Genomic DNA, 18,734 nt, shown 5'->3' with positions numbered 1-18,734 from the left:
CGCGTCCGTCCCGTCTAGACGCGAGCGGCATTCGGTGTTGACCGTTTCGCTTGGGGCCGAATAGGTTCGACCCATGCTGCGAGTGATCGGCGCGGGACTCCCGCGCACAGGAACCATGACCCTCAAGAACGCCCTCGAAACCCTCCTCGGGGCCCCCTGCCACCACATGGCCGAGGTCTTCAGCCGCACCGAGGTGGACCCGCCCGCCTTCCTGGCGGCGACCAAGGGCGACCTCCCCGACTGGGAGACGCTCCTCGGCGGCTACGCGGCCGCCGTCGACTGGCCCTGCTCGGCGTTCTACGCCGAACTGGCCGAGGCCTACCCGGACGCCATCGTCGTCCTCTCCCGCCGCGACAGCTTCGAGACCTGGTGGAAGAGCGCCAACAACACGATCTTCCAGGCGTTCGAGGCCGAGAGCCGCGGCGCGGAGTTCGGCGGCGCCGACTGGCCCGCCATGATCGACGGACTCTGGACGAAGACGTTCGGCGACGCCGACCGCTCCGAGCCCGCCACCGTCAAGGCCGCCTACGACCGCTACCACGAGCGCGTCCGCGCGACCATCCCCGCCGAGCGCCTCGTCGAGTTCGAGACCGGCGCGGGCTGGGAGCCGCTCTGCACCGCACTCGGCCTCCCGATCCCCGAGACCCCGTTCCCGCACCTGAACTCCACTGCGGACTTCAACAGCCAGAACCTGGACGAGATGACCTCGAAGAGCCCGGACCGGTCCTGACCGGGCGTCAGCCGCGGAGCCGCTCGGCGGCTTCGCGGCTGGCCTCCATGGCGAACCGCGCGTAATCCGGGCTCGCCCCCGCCATCCCGCACGTCGTCGAGACGCTCACCTGCCGCGGCAGCTGCTCGAGAGCGAACCCGAGCCGGTTCCACAAGGCGAGCACACGATCGGCCGCTTCCTTGCCGACGCCGGGACGGCGCTGCCCCAGCGGCGGCACCACTCCGGCGACGAGCCGCCCGCCGCCGTCAAGGTACTCCCCCAGGGCGTCGACCTTCGGCACGTCGTCGAGGTCCAGCAGCGTCAAGTCGACCGAGAGCGCCTGCGCCCCGGCCTCCTCCAGCAGCCGCACCGGCACATCCGGCGCGCAGCAGTGCACCACGACCGGGACGCCGACCTGCTCGGTGAGCTCCCGCAGCCGCTCCCGCGCGACCTCGACCGGCACGCGCCGGTAGAAGTCCAGCCCCGACTCGGTGTTCACCCGGCCCGCCAGCGCCGCCGGCAGACTCGGCTCGTCGATCTGGACCGACAAGGCGGCCTTCGGCATCCGCGCCTGCGCGGCCGCCACATGGTTCCGCAGCCCCTCGGCGAGCGACGCGGTCAGATCGGCGACCGCACCGGGGTCGGCGAGCATCGCGCCGCCGCCGCGCCGCCACAGGTTCGCGGCCAGCGTGAACGGGCCGACGGAGGTCAACCGCACGGGTCCGGTCGCGTCGACCTCGTGGAGGGCGTCGAGGTCGCGTTCGAGGAAGTCCAAGGCGCGGCGGGCGTCGCGGCCGGGCAGGTCGGCGATCTCCCACCGGAACGCCCACCACTGGACCGGCAGGCCCACGAGGAGGGCCGCGCCGCGGCCGATCATGTCCGCGCCGAGCCCCCGGTCGGGCAGCTCGGGCAGGTGCGGCCATTCGGGGAGCTCCCCGAAGACGACGTTGACGGCCTCTCGGACGTCCGTCCCGGGCAGGGAGCCGACGCCGGTGGCGACGCCCGTCGGCAGTGCCTCGGCGCCCGAGGACGGTGCGTCAGACACCCGCGGCCTCCACCGAGGAGGTCGAGTCGATCGTGCCGGACGCGAGCACCGCGTCGCCCGCGTCGGACGGGTCGTAGACGACGAGGGCCTGCCCGGCGGCGACGCCGTACGCGGGCTTGTGCAGCTTCGCGGTGAGCCCGCCGTCCTCGGCGGTCACGGTCGCGGGGTACACCTCGCCGTGGGCGCGCAGCTGGATCTCGGCCTCGAACGGCCCGGTCCGCTCGGCGGCGAGCCACACGGGCGCGCCGGTGCGGATGCGGTCGACGCGCAGGGCCTCGCGCGGGCCGACCTCGACGCGGTTGTCCACGGGCGTGATCGACAGGACGTAGCGGGGCTTCCCATCGGCGGCGGGCCGCTTGAGGCCGAGGCCGTGGCGCTGGCCGACGGTGAACTGGTGGGAGCCGTCGTGGCTGCCGAGGACTTCGCCGGAGGCGGCGTCGACGATCTCGCCTTCCTTGCGGCCGAGCTTGTTCTTGAGGAACCCGGAGGTGTCGCCGTCGGCGATGAAGCAGATGTCATGGCTGTCGGGCTTGCGGGCGACGGCGAGGCCGCGGGTCTCGGCCTCAACGCGGACCTGGTCCTTCGGGGTGTCGCCGAGCGGGAAGAGGGAGCCGGCGAGCTGGGCGGGGGTGAGCACGGCGAGCACGTAGGACTGGTCCTTGCCGGGGTCGACGGCGCGGCGCAGGAGGCCGTCGTCGCCCTTGCGGGCGTAGTGGCCGGTGACGACGGCGTCGAAGCCGAGGGCCATGGCGCGGTCGAGGACGGCGGCGAACTTGATCTTCTCGTTGCAGCGCAGGCACGGGTTCGGGGTGCGCCCGGCCGCGTACTCGGCGTAGAAGTCCTCCACGACGTCCTCGTGGAAGCGCTCGGCCATGTCCCACACGTAGAAGGGGATGCCGATGACGTCGGCGGCGCGGCGGGCGTCGCGGGAGTCCTCGATGGTGCAGCAGCCGCGGGCCCCGGTCCGGTAGGTCTGGGGGTTCTTGGACAGCGCCAGGTGGACGCCGGTGACGTCGTGCCCGGCCTCGACGGCGCGGGCCGCGGCGACGGCCGAGTCGACTCCGCCGCTCATGGCGGCCAGTACTCGCAGTTTCACGTGAACAACCTTAGGCCCGTGTGTTCGGAGACGGCCAGGGACCGGCCTGTGAGCCGGGGCGAGTCGGTGTCCGAGTCCATCCGTTCGCTCGCAGTGCCGATTTGCGGCTCGCAAGCTTCGCCGAGGCCGCGGAGGGGACTTCGTGTACCGGTGTTGCGTGCAAAGGCCCCGACAACGCGGCGAGCGGGCGAACGGGCCGGAGGGCGGCCGTCTCGGCTCACCGGCCGGGCCCTAAGAGAGCCCGGCGGTCTTGGCCCGTCGCACGGCCTCGGGCAGGGCCGCGACGAGCGCGTCGATGTCGGCTTCCGTGGTGGGCCAGCCGAGCGTGAAGCGCAGGGAGGAGCGGGCGTCGTCCGCTTCGGCGCCCATGGCGAGGAGGACGTGGGAGGGCTGGGCGATCCCGGCCGAGCAGGCGGAGCCTGTGGCGCATTCGACACCGGCGGCGTCGAGGAGCATGAGGAGCGCGTCGCCTTCGCAGCCGGGGAAGGAGAAGTGCGCGTTGCCGGGCAGGCGCGACTCGGGGTCGCCGTTGTAGACCGCGTCGGGGACGGCCGCGCGGATGCGGGCCACGAGGTCGTCGCGGAGCAGCGCCAGCCGCTGCGACTCGACCTGCTGGGTGCGGACGGCGTGCGCGACCGCTTCGGCGAGCGAGGCGATCCCGGGCACGTCGAGGGTGCCGGAGCGGATCTCGCGCTCCTGGCCGCCGCCGTGCAGCAGCGGCACGGCCTTCACGTCCCGGCGCAGGATGAGCGCGCCGGTGCCGGTGGGGCCGCCGAGCTTGTGCCCCGAGAGCGCGAGCGCGGCCGCGCCGGACGCGGCGAAGTCGACCGGGACGTGTCCGACGGCCTGGATCGCGTCGGTGTGCACGGGGATGCCGTGCGGCTCGGCCATGGCGGCGATCTCGGCGATCGGCTGGAGGGTGCCGACCTCGTTGTTGGCCCACATGCAGGTGAGCACGGTGATCTCGGTGCCGCGCTCGTCGAGGAGGGCGGCGAGGACGGCCGTGTCGACGCGGCCGAGCTTGTCGACCGGCAGCTCGGTCACGTCGGCCTTCTCGTGGTCGCCGAGCCACGCGACCGCGTCGGCGACGGCGTGGTGCTCGATCGCGGTGGTCACCACCCGGTTGCGGGCGGCGGTGCGGCGGTGCCAGTGGACGCCTTTGACGGCGAGGTTGTCCGCCTCGGTGCCCGAGCCGGTGAAGATGACCTCCCCGGGTTTGGCGCCCAGGGCTTCGGCGATGCGCTCGCGGGCCTCCTCGACCGTGCGGCGGGCGGTGCGCCCGGAACCGTGCAGGGAGGAGGCGTTGCCGAGGGCGCGGGCGGTGCGCACGTAGGCGTCGAGCGCCTGGGGGAGCATCGGCGTGGTCGCGGCGTGATCGAGATAGGCCATGGCCCCTCCAGTCTACGTTCGGTCCGCGGCCGACCACCTCCGCCGTGGCGGGCGCCTCCCGGCCCGCTCGGGCGGGACGCGGCGGGCGATCCCACGAGGAGTCCGATACCGTTCCGAGGGGTGGGACCGGAGTGCCGCCATATTCCGCATTAGTCGGCGTAATGCGTCGTGGTGCGCGCGAGATAGAATCTGACGAATCCTCCTACCTTTCCGATCGCGAGGGGTCGCCGCCCCGAGACCGGGGGTCCGAAGAAGGTCGAGTCTTCGACGCCCGTGTCGAGAGAAAGTGTGTTGCCGATGACGCCTGAGCTCGCCGAAGCGCTACGTGCCGGGCCGTTCCACACTGCCCTGCGCGTGGCCATCCAGACCAGCGGGCTCGGTCTCGACCGCATCCGCCACCGGCTCGCCATGCGCGGCATCACCGTGTCGACCACGAGCCTCAGCTACTGGCAGTCCGGCCGGTCCCGGCCCGAGCGGGCCGAGTCGCTCGCCGCCGTCACCGCGCTCGAAGACCTCCTGGAGCTCCCCGCCGGTTCCCTGCGGGTCCTCCTGGGCCCCAAGCGGGCCCGCGGGCCGCGCTCGATCCGGGGCCAGCTCCCCCGGCCCGACGCCGTCCTCGGCGGCGACGCCGTGCGCGAACTGTGCGACCAGGTGCCCGCCTCCCGCGAGCACACCCTGGACATCCTCAGCCAGCAGGTCATCGTCCACGTCGACTCCGAATGGCAGGAGTCCGTGTTCGAGCTGTCGATGCTCGTGCGGGCCCGCCGCGACGACGTGGACCGCTACATCCTGCTCTACCGCGGCGACACCGGCTGCGACATCGACGACATCGAGTTCAAGCCGGTCCGCGACTGCACCGTCCCGAACATCCTGCGCCACCCGGACGCGCCGGTCGCCCTGGCCGAGATCGTGTTCGACACGCCGCTGCCGAAGGGCGCGACCCACCTGTTCGAGATCGTCGTGCAGGGCAACGGCGGGACCTCCAGCGGCCACGGCAACGCGTTCCGCTACCCGGTCGACCAGTACTCGCTGCAGGTGCGGTTCGCGCCGGACGCGATCCCCAAGCGCGTGTACCGCTTCGCGCAGTCGAGCCTGCAGCGCGAGAAGCGCGAGACCGGCGACCTGCAGCTGGGCCCGAACCGCACCGTGGCGCTCGCTGAGCCGGTGCCGCGCCCGGGCGCGCTCGGCATCGGCTGGGAGATCGAATAGACCAAGGCGAAAGGCCCCACCGAACCGGTGGGGCCTTTACGGTGTGCCGCAGCGGTGCTCAGCCCTCGCTGTTGCGGAACCTGCTGACGAGCGCCCAGGCGCCCGGCAGCAGCAGCGCCGCGACGACGAGCTTGACGGCGTCGCCCGCGAGGAACGGGGTCATGCCGGCGGCGATCGCGTCGGAAGCGCTCATGTCGAGCGCGAAGGCGAGGTAGGGGACGCCGAACGCGTACATGAGCGCGTTGCCGACGACCATGAGCCCCACGGTCTTGAGGATGGTGCGGTCGCCGCCGCGGCGGGCGAGGTGGCCGACCGCGACCGAGGCCGCGAGGAAGCCGATGATGTAGCCGAAGGTCGGCATCGCGTAGCCGGAGGTGCCCTCGGTGAACCACGGGACGCCGGCCGCGCCCGCGGCGAGGTAGAACGCGAGGGTCACACCGGCGCGCAGCGGGCCGTAGGCGGCGCCGAGGAGGAGCACAGTGAACGTGGTCAGCACGAACGGCACCGGGCTGATCTGCGGGATCGTGATCGCGATCTGCGCCGAGGCGCCGACGGCGGCGGCGCCGCCGAGCACGAGCACGGCGTCGCGGGCGTACGCGGCGGCCTTCGTGCGAGCGGGCAGGAGATCAGCGAGAACGCTTGGCGCGGCAATCGCGGCAGCTGGGGCGACCATTGCGGATTCCTCCAACATCGTCTGTAGGTTCTATATAACGAGAGGCTGTCCCAGAGCGTAACGCACCGCTGTTTCATCGAAATGTCGGTCCCCCGGAGCACCATCGAAGCCGGGGGCGACAGCGAACGCGAGCCCCGCACGCGAACTCCGAACACGAACCCCCAAGCGGTGTCAGACCCTGATGCCACCATCGAATCGGGGGCGGCCGCGAATGCCCGATTTGCGGCAACCGCCGCGAACCGCCCAACTCCCCCAAGCGATCCGCCCGGCTGTCGCACCCCCGAGCAACCATCGAAACCGGGGGCGGCGGCGAACACGAGCCGCACTCGCCACCGCCCCGAACCCGCCCCGAACCCGCCGCGCTCCGCGCGGCGGTCGCCATCCCGGCGATCCGCCCACCTGACGACCACGGCCCGGCCCGCCCCCTTCCGGGGCCGGGCCGGGCCGGTCGTCGGTGCGCTACTTGCGCTACTTGCGCTTCTCGATCTCCTCGAGCGCCTGCGGGAGCACCTGGAAGAGGTCGCCCACCACGCCGAAGTCGGCCATGCCGAAGATCGGCGCGTCCGCGTCCTTGTTCACCGCCACGATCACGCGCGAGGTCTGCATGCCCGCGCGGTGCTGGATCGCGCCCGAGATGCCCGCCGCCACGTACAGCTGCGGGCTCACCGTCGTACCGGTCTGGCCCACCTGGAACTTGTGCGGGTAGTAGCCGGCGTCCGTCGCCGCGCGCGACGCGCCCACCGCGCCGCCCAAGGCGTCCGCCACACGCTCGATGAGCGCGAAGTCCTCCGCCGAACCCACGCCGCGGCCGCCGGACACCACGATCCCGGCCTCCGCCAGGCCCGGCCGGTCGCCCGCGGGCTCGTCCACCCGCTCCACGACCTTCACGCGCTGGTCGTTCTCGGTCACGGTCGCCGCCACGGCCTCCACGGTCGGCGCGCCCGGCGCCGGGGCCGGCTCGGTCGAGCCCGCCTTCACCGTCGCGAGCGTGAACCCCTTGGTGGCCTTCGACTTCACGATGGTCGCGCCCGCGAACGCGTCCTGCGTCGCGGTCCCGTCGGCCTCCAGGCCCGAGACGTCGGTCAGCAGGCCGTTCTCCAGCGCCACCGCCACGCGCGCCGCCAGGGCCTTGCCTTCGTCGGTGCTCGGCAGCAGGAAGAAGCCCGGCGCGGCCGAGCGCGCGAGGTCGATGAGGACGGTCGCCTTCGGATCCACGAAGTAGTCGTCGGCGCCCGCCGCGTCCACCCGGTAGACCTTCGCCGCGCCGTACTCGCCCGCCAGCGCGGCCGAGGCGTCGTCGAAGGCGATCGCCGAGACGTCGCCGAGCGTGCGGCCGAGGGTCAGGACCTCGGCGGCGTGCTTGCCCGAGTTCGGTACGTACACAAGGATGTCAGTCATCATCGGCTCCTAGATGAACTTCTCGGCGGCGAGGAATCCGGCGAGCGCGACGCCGCCCTGGCCCTCATCGGTGACGATCTCGCCGGCGGTGCGCGCGGGGCGGTCGGCGGCGCTCAGCACCTCGTTGCCCGCGGCGGCCGGGCCGGCCTCGCCGACGCCGAGGTCCGCGAGGGTCAGCGTCTCGACGGGCTTGCGCTTGGCGGCCATGATGCCCTTGAGGGACGGGTAGCGCGGGGTGTTGATGGTGTCCCAGACGGACACGATCGCGGGAAGGTCCGCGCTGAGGACGTCGTATCCGTTGGTGCGCTGGTGCTCGACGGTGATCGCGCTGCCGTCGGTGTCGATCTTGCGGGCGCCGGTGAGCGCGGGCTTGCCGGTGCGGGCGGCGAGCAGCTGGGGCATGACGCCCATGCCGGAGTCGGTGGACTCGGCGCCGGCGATCACGAGGTCCCATTCGAGGCGGCCGAGGGCCGCGGCGAGGATCGCGGAGGTGGTGAGGGCGTCGGAGCCGCCGACGGCGTCGTCCTCGATGTGCACGGCCTTGTCGGCGCCCATCGCGAGGACCTTGCGCACGGTCTCCGTGGCCTGGCTCGGCCCGAGGGTGAGGACGGTGACCTCGCCGCCGTGAGCCTCCTTGAGCTGGAGGGCGGCTTCGACGGCGTACTCGTCGAGCTCCCCCATGACGTTGTTGGCGCCGTTGCGGTCGACCCGCAGCTGGGCGTCCAGCCGTCTCGCGAGTCCCGAGTCCGGGACCTGCTTGACCAGAACCACGATGTTCATCGACAACCTCCGAGGTCGTACTAGAGGACGCTTGTTGGCCTTAGTTTTCGTTCAGGCGTCTCGGCCTGAACTATATCCTACGAAGTTACTTACGGGTAACCACCCGAGGCGTTGTTGTCCCGGGCGCGGCGGACAGGCATGATTGGACCATGATCCGCGCGTTCGTCTTCCTGGTCCTCGCACACCTGGCGCTGGTCATCGCAGCGGTCGCGGACTGCCTCGGCGGTGAGCACGCCCCCAGGAAGCTCACGCGCGCTTGGTGGGTCCTCATCATCGTGCTGGTCCCGGTCGTCGGCGGCGTCCTGTGGTTCACGGTCGGCCGGGCGCGCCCGCCGCGCCCGCAGCCCGGTCCGCGCCGCGGGAACGCCGGTCCGCACAGCCCGCGCGGGCCGGTGGCACCGGACGACGACCCCGACTTCCTGCGCGACATCGACCGCCGCCTGCGCGACGACAAGAAGGACGACTGACCGCGCCCCGACCGCTTCGGCGATCGGGGCGGTGTCTCGCGCTCCGGCGTTCAGGCCGACTTCTCGCGGCGCAGGCGCACGGCCCGCCGCGGCGAGGCCTTGGTCCGGGGCACCAGCGTGGGGTTCACGTTGCGGCGCACCACGTCGGCGGTGATCTCGACCTTCGCGACCTCGTCGGCGCGCGAGGGGATCTCGAACATGACCGGCTGCAGGACCTCTTCCATGATGGCCCGCAGTCCGCGCGCGCCCGTGCCGCGCAGCATCGCCGATTCGACGATGGGCTCGAGGGCGTCCGCGGCGAACTCGAGCTCGACGCCGTCGAGTTCGAGGAGCCGCTGGTACTGCTTGACGAGGGCGTTGCGCGGCTCGGTGAGGATGCGCAGCAGCGCCGCCTTGTCGAGGTGGTCCACAGTGGTCAAGATGGGGAGGCGCCCGACCATCTCGGGGATGAGCCCGTACTTCAGCAGGTCGTCGGGCATGACCTGGGAGACGATCGCGTCTTCGGCGGAGTCCTCGGCGTCGTGCAGGTGGGCGGTGAAGCCGACGGTCCGCTTGCCGACGCGGGCCTTGATGATCTCCTCGATCCCGGCGAACGCGCCGCCGCAGATGAAGAGGATGTTCGTGGTGTCGATCTGGATGTGCTCCTGGTGCGGGTGCTTGCGCCCGCCCTGCGGCGGCACGGCCGCGTGGGTGCCTTCGAGGATCTTCAGGAGCGCCTGCTGCACGCCCTCGCCGGAGACGTCGCGGGTGATCGAGGGGTTGTCGGCCTTGCGTCCGGCCTTGTCGATCTCGTCGATGTAGATGATGCCGGTCTCGGCGCGCTTGACGTCGAAGTCGGCGGCCTGGATGAGTTTGAGGAGGATGTTCTCCACGTCGTCGCCGACGTAACCGGCCTCGGTGAGGGCCGTGGCGTCGGCGATCGCGAACGGGACGTCGAGCATCCGGGCGAGGGTCTGGGCGAGGTGGGTCTTGCCGGAGCCGGTGGGGCCGACCATGAGGATGTTCGACTTCTGGAGCTCGACGTGGTCGCCGCCGCGGATCGAGCCGAGCTCGTCGAGCTGCACGCGCTTGTAGTGGTTGTAGACCGCGACCGCGAGCGAGCGCTTGGCGGCGTCCTGGCCGATGACCCACTGGTCGAGGAATTCGACGATCTCCTTGGGCTTGGGCAGGTCCTCCCAGGCGACCTCGGCCTCTTCGGCGAACTCCTCTTCGATGATCTCGTTGCACAGGTCGATGCACTCGTCGCAGATGTAGACGTTGGCCGGCCCGGCGATGAGCTTGCGGACCTGCCGCTGCGACTTCGAGCAGAACGAGCACTTCAAGATCTCGCTGTCACCCAGGCGAGGTGCCATCGCGGTAACTCCCTTCCTCGGCGGGCCCGCGGGCTCCGGCCGAGCGTGCTTTCTCGCTCCATTGCTGAAAGGTCAACCCGTGCCACCGATCCGGCTCCGTTGATTCAGGACGAACCGGTGTCTCGATCCAGTATTTCGCATTTGCCGCCACCGTGCCACCCTCGCCGACCGCGGTCGCCGACCGCGCGGGGGCCTGGGCAACGGTATCGCGGCCGGGCGACGTCGGGGGCGGATCGATCGGAGGTGAGGGTCCGTCGGATGGCGGCGGGGGCCGGGCGTGCGGGACGCCCGGCCCCCGGCACTGGGCTCGTTACGCCGCGGCCTCGGCGGGCAGGGCGTTCTTCTTGCGGTAGGTCAGGACGTTGTCGACGATGCCGTACGCGACGGCCTCCTCGGCGGTGAAGATCTTGTCGCGCTCGATGTCGCGGCGGACCTTGTCCACGGGCTGGCCGGTGTGGCGGGCCAGGATCTTCTCCAGCTGGTCGCGCATGCGCATGATCTCGCGGGCCTGGATCTCCATGTCGGAGGCCTGGCCGAAGGTGCCCTCGGTGGCCGGCTGGTGGACGATCACGCGGGAGTTCGGCAGCGCGGTGCGCTTGCCGGGGGTCCCGGCCGCGAGCAGCACGGCGGCGGCCGAGGCGGCCTGGCCCATGCACACGGTCTGGATGTCCGGGCGCACGTACTGCATGGTGTCGTAGATGGCCATGAGCGCGGTGAGCGAGCCGCCGGGAGAGTTGATGTACATGATGATGTCCCGGTCGGGGTCGTTGCCCTCGAGGACGATCAGCTGGCTCATGATGTCGTTCGCGGAGGTGTCGTCGACCGGGGACCCGAGGAAGATGATCCGGTCCTCGAACATCTTGTTGTACGGGTTCATCTCCTTGATCCCGTACGAGGTCTTCTCCGTGAACGACGGGACGATGTAGCGGGCCTGGGGGCCGAAGCCGCCGGCCTGGGCGTGGATGTCCATCATCTGGTTCCCCTCTTTCGTGCTTAGTTGGCCTCGGCGGGGACGTCGGCCACCCGCTTGACGACGTGGTCGATGAAGCCGTAGTCCTTCGCCTCGGCGGCGGTGAACCAGCGGTCGCGGTCGGAGTCGCGCTCGATCTCCTCGATCGTGCGGCCGGTGTGCTCGGCGACGCGCTCCTGGAACATCTGCTTGGTGTAGAGCATCTGCTCGGCGAGGATCGCGACGTCGGAGGCGGTGCCGCCGATGCCGCCGGAGGGCTGGTGCATCATGATGCGCGCGTGGGGAAGCGCGTAGCGCTTGCCCGAGGTGCCGGCGCACAGCAGCAGCTGGCCCATGGAGGCGGCCATGCCCATGCCGACGGTGGCGACGTCGTTCTTGATGTACTGCATGGTGTCGTAGATGGCCATGCCGTCGTAGACCGAGCCGCCGGGCGAGTTGATGTAGAGCTTGATGTCGCGCTCCGGGTCCTCGGCTTCGAGGAGGAGCAGCTGGGCGCACAGGCGGTTGGCGATCTCGGAGTTCACGTCCGAGCCCAGGAAGAGGATGTGCTCCTTGAGGAGGCGGTCGAAGACCATGCTGTCCAGGCCGACCGCGGAAGGGTCGCCACCGCCGCGACGGGCGACCGCGTTGACGACGTCCTTCTCCAGCTTCGAGGAGAACGGAATCGAATGCTCCATGTCTTGCACCTTCATTCTGTCTCGGCGATTTGCACTCGGCGTTGCGGTTACCAATCCAGACCTTAGCCCGTCGGGGCGACGATCGGACGCGCCTGGGCTCCGTGTTCGCTGCGAGCGGAGAGCGGGCCTCCGCTTGGCTCGCGGGCCGTGAATACGCGACGCTTGCGAGCCGGAATGGTGCGGCCCCGGCGACGCTCGCGAGTCGTGACCGCACACCGCCCTCCCCCGCCTATGGTGCGGCGCAGGCCACTCGCGACGCCCGCACTGGATGTCCGTCCTCCGGAGGGGCGAAACGCGCAGCCCAGGGGCGGAAACGCGATCGGGGCCCGGCCGATGCGGCCGGGCCCCTCACTCGATCGGGCTAGTCGGTGACGTGCAGGAGCAGGTTCGGGCTGCCCTGGACGTCGCTGATCGCCCCCGGCACGGCCGCGCCGGTGAGCGCGTCGGCGACCTCGGCGGGCGAGGCGTCCGGGTGGGCCGAGAGGTAGACCGCGGCGGCCCCGGCCACGTGCGGGGAGGCCATCGACGTGCCGCTCAGCGCCGAAGGCGTGCCGAACAGGTACGGGGAGGTGATGTTCTCGCCGGGCGCGAAGAGGTCGACGCAGTCGCCGAAGTTGGAGAAGTCGGCGCGGGCGTCGGCTTCGGTGGAGGCGGCGACGGTGATCGCCTCGGGGGTGCGGGCCGGGGAGACGCCGCACGCGTCGGCGGTCTCATTGCCCGCGGCCACCGCGTAGGTGACGCCGGAGTCGATCGAGGCGGCGATGGCCGCGTCGAGGGCGTCGCTGACGCCCCCGCCGAGGCTCATGTTCGCCACCGCCGGTTTGACGGCGTTCTCGGTCACCCAGTTCACGCCTTGGATGACCCCGGCGGTGGTGCCGGAGCCGAGGCAGTTGAGGACCTGCACGGGCACGATCGTGACCGCTTTGGCCACACCGTGACTCGTGCCGCCGACGGTCCCGGCGACGTGCGTGCCGTGGCCGTTGCAGTCGAGCCCCTGGAGGCCGGGGAGGATCGCGGAGTAGCCGGTGCCGGTGCGCCCGGAGAAGTCCGCGGTGCTCGCCCAGATCCCGGTGTCGATGATGTAGGCGGTGACGCCTTCACCGGCGTTGGGATAGGTGTAGGAGCCCGAGAGCGGCAGGCCGGTCTGGTCGATGCGGTCGAGGCCCCACGAGGGCGGGTCGTCCTGGGTCGCCTGGATCTCGACGGTCTGGTTCTGCTCGACGTAGGCCACGTCGGGGTCGGCGGCGAGCCGTTCGGCCTCCGCCTCGCTCATCGAGGCGAGCACGGTGTCGACCGAGCCGTAGACCTGCTCGACGTCGCCGCCGAACGCGTCCACGGTGGCGGCGTCGACGCCGTCCTCGAAGGCGACGAGGTAGGAGCCCGCGATGGCGTCGGGGCTGTCGGCGGCGAGGATCGAGGCGGTCTCGGCGTGGACGGGGGCCGCCGCGAATCCGGTCGCGGCGAGGGTTACGAGCGAGGCGGTGAGGAGGTAACGGCGTACGGGGGGATGGTTCACCATGTATGAACACCCTTCGGGAGAAAACGGGCTATGGCATCTGTCACAAGATACCAAGGAATTGGTAGATTCGGTTACCTCGCGGTAGCGAAAACTGAAAATCCCTCTTAGCCCACAATGGAGTGACTGTGTCCGGTTCCCCCGCAACCCGTCTCCGCTTCCTCGGCCTCCTTTTCTGGATGGCCGGGGGCGTCGTGCTCACCTTCGCGTGGATGGGCATGGCCGAGCTCGCCTACGTCGACGGCCAGATGCCCTACCTCGTCTCCGGCGGCGCGGCCGGCCTCGCGCTCGTCGTCGTCGGCTCCACCCTCATCCTCTCCGCGGCCGTGTCCGATGCGGCCGAGCGCGGCGCCCAGCGCACGGCCGAACTCCTCAAGCAGGCCGCCGACGAGGCCGCTGACCAGGCGTTCGAGGAGGAGAAGGCCGCGCCCGAACCCGCCCCCGCCGAGGCCCGCGAGGCGGATGCGAAGAGCGGGGCCGGAGCCGCTTAGGCGGCGCTAGGCTCAAGGAAAAGTTGCAGTTCAATACCACCTAACGCGCGCTACTGTCGCGCGTTAGGAAACATCTGCTATGGTCGGGCAAGCGCATACCCGGGTGACTTGGCACACGTGGTCGGCGCGACAGCGAGCACACGGCCGTCGCCACCGCTCGCTCCGAACCCCGACGGGTCCCTCACCGGCCCGCATCCTGAAGAGAGAGCTCAATGAAGAGAAGACTCATCCTCACCGCCGGCACCGCCGGTGCGGCGGCCCTGCCCCTCAGCGCCTGCGGCTTCATCGGCGGCGGCGACGACGAGGGCGACGCGAAGACCATCAAGTTCTGGCTCTCGGGCGACGCCAACCAAGGCGGCGGCTTCCAGAAGATGGCCGACAAGTACTTCGAGGAGACCGGGGTGACCGTCGACATCGACGACATCCCCTACGACGACTTCAACACCCGCCTGCGGAACGCCGCCCAGGCCGACGGCCTGCCCGACCTCGCCCGCGTCACCGCCATCGACCCGCTCTGGATGAACCAGCTCGAAGACCTCAGCGGCGTCGCCAGCGAGCACGGCGTCATGGAGAACCTCCTCACCGAGAACGCGGACGGCGAGATCCCGACCTTCCTCACCGACCTCACCGCCGTGGGCCTCTACGTCAACAAGTCCCTCTTCGACGAGGCCGGGGTCGCCTACCCGACCACCGCCGACCAGATCTGGACCTGGGACGAGTTCATCGCCGCCGTCAAGGAGGTGAAGGCCGCGACTGGAGCGCGCTACGGACTCGTCATGGACCCGTCCTCGCACCGCCTGCGCTCCTTCCTGTACCAGTTCGGCAGCAACGGCTTCGAACTCGGCGACGACTGCACGTACTCCACCGACGAGGCCGCCACGACCGCAGCGCTCCAGTTCTTCGCCGACATCAACGACGACGACGTCATGCCCCGCTCCGTGTGGGTCTCCGGCGACGACGCCAACGCGCTCTTCAAGAGCGGCCAGGTCGCCGCCTACTACTCCGGATCCTGGCAGGTCGCCGACTTCCAGGCCAACATCGCCGACTTCGAATGGGCCTCGGCCCTCATGCCCGCCCAGACCCGGCGCGCCACCAACCTCGGCGGCGGCTACGCCGTGGTCTTCAAGGGCGACAAGTCCGAGGCCGCCATGGACTTCGTCAACTGGCTCTTCACCGCCGAGAACTACACCGAGATCTGCGAGATCTCCGGCTTCCTGCCCGTCATCCAGGGCCTCGACATCGACTACGGCGCCTCCCAGGCCAGCTTCGACCTCTACAACGAGGAGATCGCCGCGTCCGACCCCATCTCGAGCGCCCAGGACAACGACTCGCTCGAAGCGGTCTACCAGGGCCGGACGGCCGGAGGCGACGCCGACCCGCTGAAGGAGGAGGCCATCAAGCTCGCCAACGGCGACCAGGACGTGCCCACCACCATCGCCAACATCATCGCCGGCCTCAACGAGAACATCGTCTGCGAGTAGACCTTTGACGGCCACCGCCATCCGAACCCAGACCCCTGCCGGGCCGCGCAAGCGGCCCGGCAAGGGCCGCCGCGCCCAGTACCGACTCGCGCCGCTCATCCTGTCCGGCCTCAGCATCGTCCTGTTCCTGGTGTTCTTCGTCTGGCCCGGCAGCCTGGGCCTGATCTACTCGTTCACCGACTACACCGGCCTCGGCACGCCCGAGTTCATCGGCCTCGACAACTACGAGAAGCTCTTCGCCGACCCGACCTTCTACCAGTCGCTCACGCGCACACTGCTGTTCGCGGTCATGGCCGTCCCGCTCATGTACGTCATGTCGCTCTCGATCGCCGCGCTCCTGGTCTCCAACCACACCAAGGGCAAGTCGCTCGCGAAGGTCGTGTTCTTCTTCCCCTGGCTCATCTCCCCCATCGTCGCGGGCGTCGTGTGGCGCTGGATGTTCGGCGAGAGCTTCGGCTTCGTCAACTACCTCATCACCCGCCTCGGCGCCGACCCGCTCGCCTGGCAGACCGACCCCGACCTCGCACTCATGGTCGTCGTCATCGCCGCGACCTGGGGCGGCACCGCCTTCAACATGCTCATCTTCATCGCGGCCCTCAAGAACGTGCCGCGCGCCTACTACGAGGCCGCCGAGATCGACGGCGCGAACGCCTGGCAGCGCTTCCGCCACATCACGCTGCCCTCCATCGCGCCCACCTCGTTCCTCGTCATCCTCCTCTCCTCGCTCGGGGCCATGAAGGAGTTCGCGATGGTCCAGGCGCTCAACGGCGGCGGTCCCGGCACCTCGAACGTCATGCTCATCCAGTACATCTACGAGACCGGCTTCAAACGCGCCGACATCGGCTACGCCAGCGCCGTCTCCATGATCCTGCTGCTCATCCTGCTGACCATCGCCCTCGTGCAGATGGCCGTCAACCGGAGGCAATCCGCATGAGCGCCCTCACCACCGCACCGCGCAAAGCGAACCGCAAGGCGCGCAATACCAAAGAGCTCGGCGCCGTCGTCCCCATGACGACGTTCATGTGGCTGCTCGCCGCGCTGTACGCGTTCCCGCTCGTCTGGTTCCTGCTCAGCGCCTTCAAACCCGGCTCGGAACTGTTCCAGTACCCGCTCACGATCCTCCCCGAGAACCCCACCGTCGCCGGGTTCGAGAAGGCGTGGGACCGGTTCGACTTCATGCTGTACTTCTCGAACACGCTCGCCGTCGCGCTCACGACCACCGTCCTGACGGTCATCGCGAGCGCCATGTGCGGGTACGCCCTCGCGAAGTACCAGGACAAGCTCTGGGTGCGGATCTTCTTCATCTGCCTGCTCGCCACGACGATGCTCCCCACCGAGGTCATCCTCTCGCCGACGTTCCTCGTCATCCGCGACCTCGGCATGTACGACACGATGGCGGGCCTGGTCGTGCCCTCGATCCTCACCGTCACCGGCGTGTTCATGTTCCGGCAGTTCTTCGTGTCCATCCCCGACGACATCATCGAGGCCGCCCGCATCGACGGGGCGCGCGAGACCGGGATCTTCTTCCGGATCATGCTGCCCATGTCGCGGCCGATCATCATGACGCTGGCGATCTTCTCGTTCCAGTGGCGCTGGAACGACTACATCTGGCCGCTCATCGTCGTCGGCGACGAACGCAAGTTCACGCTCCAGATCGCCCTGCGGTCCATCGTGGGCGCCGAGAACATCGACTGGCCGCTGCTGCTGGCCGCGTCGGTGATGTCGATCCTGCCGCTCGTGCTCATCTTCATCGTGTTCCAGAAGTACGTCATGAACGAGGACATCAATGCCGGACTCAAGGACTGACACCGCGTTCCTGGCGGCGGTCACGGCGGCGGCCGACGAACGGGCGCGCGACGTGCTCGCCGGCGTCGACGGCCTCCTCTCGAGCTCGCCGCACCACCGGGCCGTCATGTCCGCCGCGAAGACCCTCGTCGCCTGCGCCGTCCACCGCGACTCGGCCCTGCACGCCTCCGGCGAAGCCGCGCGCACCGCCGACCGGCTCATCGGGTTCCTCGCCGGCATGCAGGGCGGCAACGGCCTGTTCGACGGCGAGAACCTCGCGTCCCCGCCCGACACGGCGTTCACCGTCAACGACCTCTGCGACACGTACGCCCTCCTCCAAGGCGACGCGGTCCCGGACGCACTGCGGCCCTTGGCCGGAGCCCTCGAGGCCATCGCCTCGGCCGCGGCCGGGCCGCTCCGCCGCGGCGGCGTCCACACCCCGAACCACCGGTGGGAACTGAGCGCCGCGCTCGCGCGCCTCAACACGCACTGGCCCGACGAGCGGCTGGTCGCGCGAGTCGACGAGTGGCTCTCCGAGGGGATCGACATCGCCCCCGACGGCATGTACTCCGAGCGGAGCGCGAACTACTCCCTGTACGTCTCGAACCCGTCCCTGACCGCGATCGGCACGGCCCTGGACCGGCCCGTGCTGCTCGACGCGGTCTGCCGCAACCTCGAAGCGGTCGCCGCCACGGCCCTGCCCGACGGCACGGTCGAGACCGTGCACTCGCGGCGGCAGGACCAGCTCGGCACGATCCCGCTGGCGCCCTTCCTGATGCAGTTCCGGCGGTACGCGATCGCACGCGGCCGCGGGGACTTCGCCGCGATCGTCGAACACCTCCTCGAAGCGCCTATCGCCAACCCGGCGGACGCGCTGGCCGAGATCCTGCTGGAGCCGGCTTTGGCCGGGGTGCTCCCGGAGGCCGAGGAAACGAGACCGGTCGAGACGGTGTTCCACTCGTCGGGTCTCGCGGTGGTGCGGGACGGCGACTTCGCGGTGACGGTGTTCGGGGGCACGGACTACGCGGGGCACGGCTGGATCCGCTCGGGTCTGTCGAGCAACCCGACGTTCCTGCGGGTGTTCGCGGGCGGAGCGGTGCTGGATTCGGTGCGGCTCTCGCGGGAGTTCTTCGGCATGGGGCCGTTCCGGGCCGACGATTTCGAGTACGAGAACGGATCGTTCATCCTCACGGAGCGGATCGCGGCCTCGTACTACCAGCCGCTGCCCGAGGCCTATCGGCGGGCGGACGGCGAGTACGCGCTCACGGACGACGGCCGGTTCTCGGCTTCGATGGACTTCCCGCACCGGCCGACCGATGTGGTCGCGCTGGAGACCGAGGCCCGCGTGCGTGTTGGCGAAGGCGAAGTGCGCCTTGGCATCGAGGCGAAGCCCGGCCGAGTGCGGCAGGTGCTCGAGCTGGCGTTCCGCGAGGGCGGCGAGCTGGAGGGCGTGAAGCCTCTGGCGTCGGGCGGGTTCGAGCCGGCCGGCGGCGAGTTCGCGTACCGGGTCGGCGAGCACCGGATCGCGGTGAGCGTCGACGACCGGGGCCCGAACCTGGCGGGGCCGGGGTACCACCCGGGCGAGGACTACACGCACTTGTCGGGAACCGATGCGGCCCAAGGCCTCCGGGTCTATGTGCCGCTGCCGCGGTCAGGCCGGTGCACACTGCTGATCCGAACCCGCTGAACCGAAGGC

At 70.4% G+C, this 18,734-nt stretch carries 18 protein-coding genes; 8 read left to right on the top strand and 10 right to left on the bottom strand.

Translation table 11 applies throughout. From position 1 onward, the window contains the following. Positions 1–73 precede the first annotated feature (73 nt). On the top strand, positions 74–730 hold the full coding sequence (locus AB0K52_RS13295; protein ID WP_363530752.1) for a sulfotransferase family protein: 657 nt from the start codon (positions 74–76) through the stop codon (positions 728–730). Between the two features lie 7 nt (positions 731–737). On the opposite strand, the gene AB0K52_RS13290 is transcribed toward AB0K52_RS13295, so the two are convergent. The 3 genes from AB0K52_RS13290 to AB0K52_RS13280 form a co-directional block, all read right to left on the bottom strand. Next, the gene (locus AB0K52_RS13290; protein WP_363530749.1) at positions 738–1,754 is read right to left on the bottom strand and encodes a methionine synthase; all 1,017 of its coding nucleotides are present in this window, start codon (positions 1,752–1,754) and stop codon (positions 738–740) included. Beyond that, positions 1,747–2,844, bottom strand: a complete 1,098-nt coding sequence (mnmA, locus tag AB0K52_RS13285) for a tRNA 2-thiouridine(34) synthase MnmA (protein ID WP_363531440.1) — start codon at positions 2,842–2,844, stop codon at positions 1,747–1,749. Before mnmA ends, AB0K52_RS13290 begins: the two co-directional genes overlap by 8 nt. Before the next feature lie 237 nt (positions 2,845–3,081). Beyond that, positions 3,082–4,239 carry a cysteine desulfurase family protein gene (locus tag AB0K52_RS13280; protein ID WP_363530746.1) on the bottom strand — a complete coding sequence of 386 codons (1,158 nt, stop codon included), beginning with the start codon at positions 4,237–4,239 and terminating at the stop codon, positions 3,082–3,084. Positions 4,240–4,536: 297 nt separating this feature from the next. Between AB0K52_RS13280 and AB0K52_RS13275 the strand changes: the two genes are divergently transcribed. After that, positions 4,537–5,448 carry a hypothetical protein gene (locus AB0K52_RS13275; protein WP_208498043.1) on the top strand — a complete coding sequence of 304 codons (912 nt, stop codon included), beginning with the start codon at positions 4,537–4,539 and terminating at the stop codon, positions 5,446–5,448. Positions 5,449–5,506: 58 nt separating this feature from the next. On the opposite strand, the gene AB0K52_RS13270 is transcribed toward AB0K52_RS13275, so the two are convergent. The 3 genes from AB0K52_RS13270 to AB0K52_RS13260 all read right to left on the bottom strand — a co-directional run bounded on the left by AB0K52_RS13270 (position 5,507) and on the right by AB0K52_RS13260 (position 8,299). Then, complete coding sequence (locus tag AB0K52_RS13270; RefSeq protein ID WP_363530743.1) at positions 5,507–6,121, bottom strand: biotin transporter BioY; 615 nt, start codon at positions 6,119–6,121, stop codon at positions 5,507–5,509. 468 nt (positions 6,122–6,589) lie between these two features. Then, complete coding sequence (locus AB0K52_RS13265; RefSeq protein WP_363530740.1) at positions 6,590–7,519, bottom strand: electron transfer flavoprotein subunit alpha/FixB family protein; 930 nt, start codon at positions 7,517–7,519, stop codon at positions 6,590–6,592. A gap of 9 nt (positions 7,520–7,528) precedes the next feature. Next, on the bottom strand, positions 7,529–8,299 hold the full coding sequence (locus tag AB0K52_RS13260) for an electron transfer flavoprotein subunit beta/FixA family protein (RefSeq protein WP_363530737.1): 771 nt from the start codon (positions 8,297–8,299) through the stop codon (positions 7,529–7,531). A gap of 149 nt (positions 8,300–8,448) precedes the next feature. Between AB0K52_RS13260 and AB0K52_RS13255 the strand changes: the two genes are divergently transcribed. After that, positions 8,449–8,766: a PLDc N-terminal domain-containing protein gene (locus AB0K52_RS13255; protein ID WP_363530734.1), complete on the top strand. Its 318-nt coding sequence runs from the start codon at positions 8,449–8,451 to the stop codon at positions 8,764–8,766. 50 nt (positions 8,767–8,816) lie between these two features. On the opposite strand, the gene clpX is transcribed toward AB0K52_RS13255, so the two are convergent. From clpX to AB0K52_RS13235, 4 genes are all read right to left on the bottom strand, one after another. Next, positions 8,817–10,118 (bottom strand): ATP-dependent Clp protease ATP-binding subunit ClpX, encoded by a 1,302-nt coding sequence (gene clpX / locus AB0K52_RS13250; protein WP_363530731.1) that lies wholly within the window; start codon positions 10,116–10,118, stop codon positions 8,817–8,819. Positions 10,119–10,428: 310 nt separating this feature from the next. Then, positions 10,429–11,091 (bottom strand): ATP-dependent Clp protease proteolytic subunit, encoded by a 663-nt coding sequence (locus AB0K52_RS13245; protein ID WP_363530728.1) that lies wholly within the window; start codon positions 11,089–11,091, stop codon positions 10,429–10,431. 20 nt (positions 11,092–11,111) lie between these two features. Next, positions 11,112–11,663, bottom strand: a complete 552-nt coding sequence (locus tag AB0K52_RS13240) for an ATP-dependent Clp protease proteolytic subunit (protein WP_363531437.1) — start codon at positions 11,661–11,663, stop codon at positions 11,112–11,114. 463 nt (positions 11,664–12,126) lie between these two features. Beyond that, positions 12,127–13,284, bottom strand: a complete 1,158-nt coding sequence (locus tag AB0K52_RS13235) for a S8 family serine peptidase (protein WP_363530725.1) — start codon at positions 13,282–13,284, stop codon at positions 12,127–12,129. Between the two features lie 125 nt (positions 13,285–13,409). Here AB0K52_RS13235 and AB0K52_RS13230 point away from each other — a divergent pair, with 125 nt between their 5' ends. The 5 genes from AB0K52_RS13230 (at position 13,410) to AB0K52_RS13210 (ending at position 18,725) form a co-directional block, all read left to right on the top strand. Beyond that, entirely contained in the window at positions 13,410–13,772 is a 363-nt protein-coding gene (locus AB0K52_RS13230) for a hypothetical protein (RefSeq protein WP_363530722.1), read from the top strand. Between the two features lie 212 nt (positions 13,773–13,984). Then, positions 13,985–15,253 carry an extracellular solute-binding protein gene (locus AB0K52_RS13225; protein ID WP_363530720.1) on the top strand — a complete coding sequence of 423 codons (1,269 nt, stop codon included), beginning with the start codon at positions 13,985–13,987 and terminating at the stop codon, positions 15,251–15,253. 19 nt (positions 15,254–15,272) lie between these two features. Next, a complete protein-coding gene (locus AB0K52_RS13220) occupies positions 15,273–16,187 on the top strand; it encodes a sugar ABC transporter permease (RefSeq protein WP_363531434.1) in 915 nt (304 codons plus the stop codon). Positions 16,188–16,261: 74 nt separating this feature from the next. Further along, the gene (locus AB0K52_RS13215) at positions 16,262–17,059 is read left to right on the top strand and encodes a carbohydrate ABC transporter permease (protein WP_363531431.1); all 798 of its coding nucleotides are present in this window, start codon (positions 16,262–16,264) and stop codon (positions 17,057–17,059) included. Further along, entirely contained in the window at positions 17,040–18,725 is a 1,686-nt protein-coding gene (locus tag AB0K52_RS13210) for a hypothetical protein (RefSeq protein ID WP_363530717.1), read from the top strand. Before AB0K52_RS13215 ends, AB0K52_RS13210 begins: the two co-directional genes overlap by 20 nt. Positions 18,726–18,734 lie beyond the last annotated feature (9 nt).

It is taken from the genome of Glycomyces sp. NPDC049804 (assembly GCF_040674615.1).
Classification (GTDB): Bacteria; Actinomycetota; Actinomycetes; order Mycobacteriales; family Micromonosporaceae; genus Glycomyces; species Glycomyces niveus.
The sequence above is the reverse complement of the archived record's forward strand: the minus strand, read 5'-3'. Positions and strand labels throughout refer to the sequence as shown.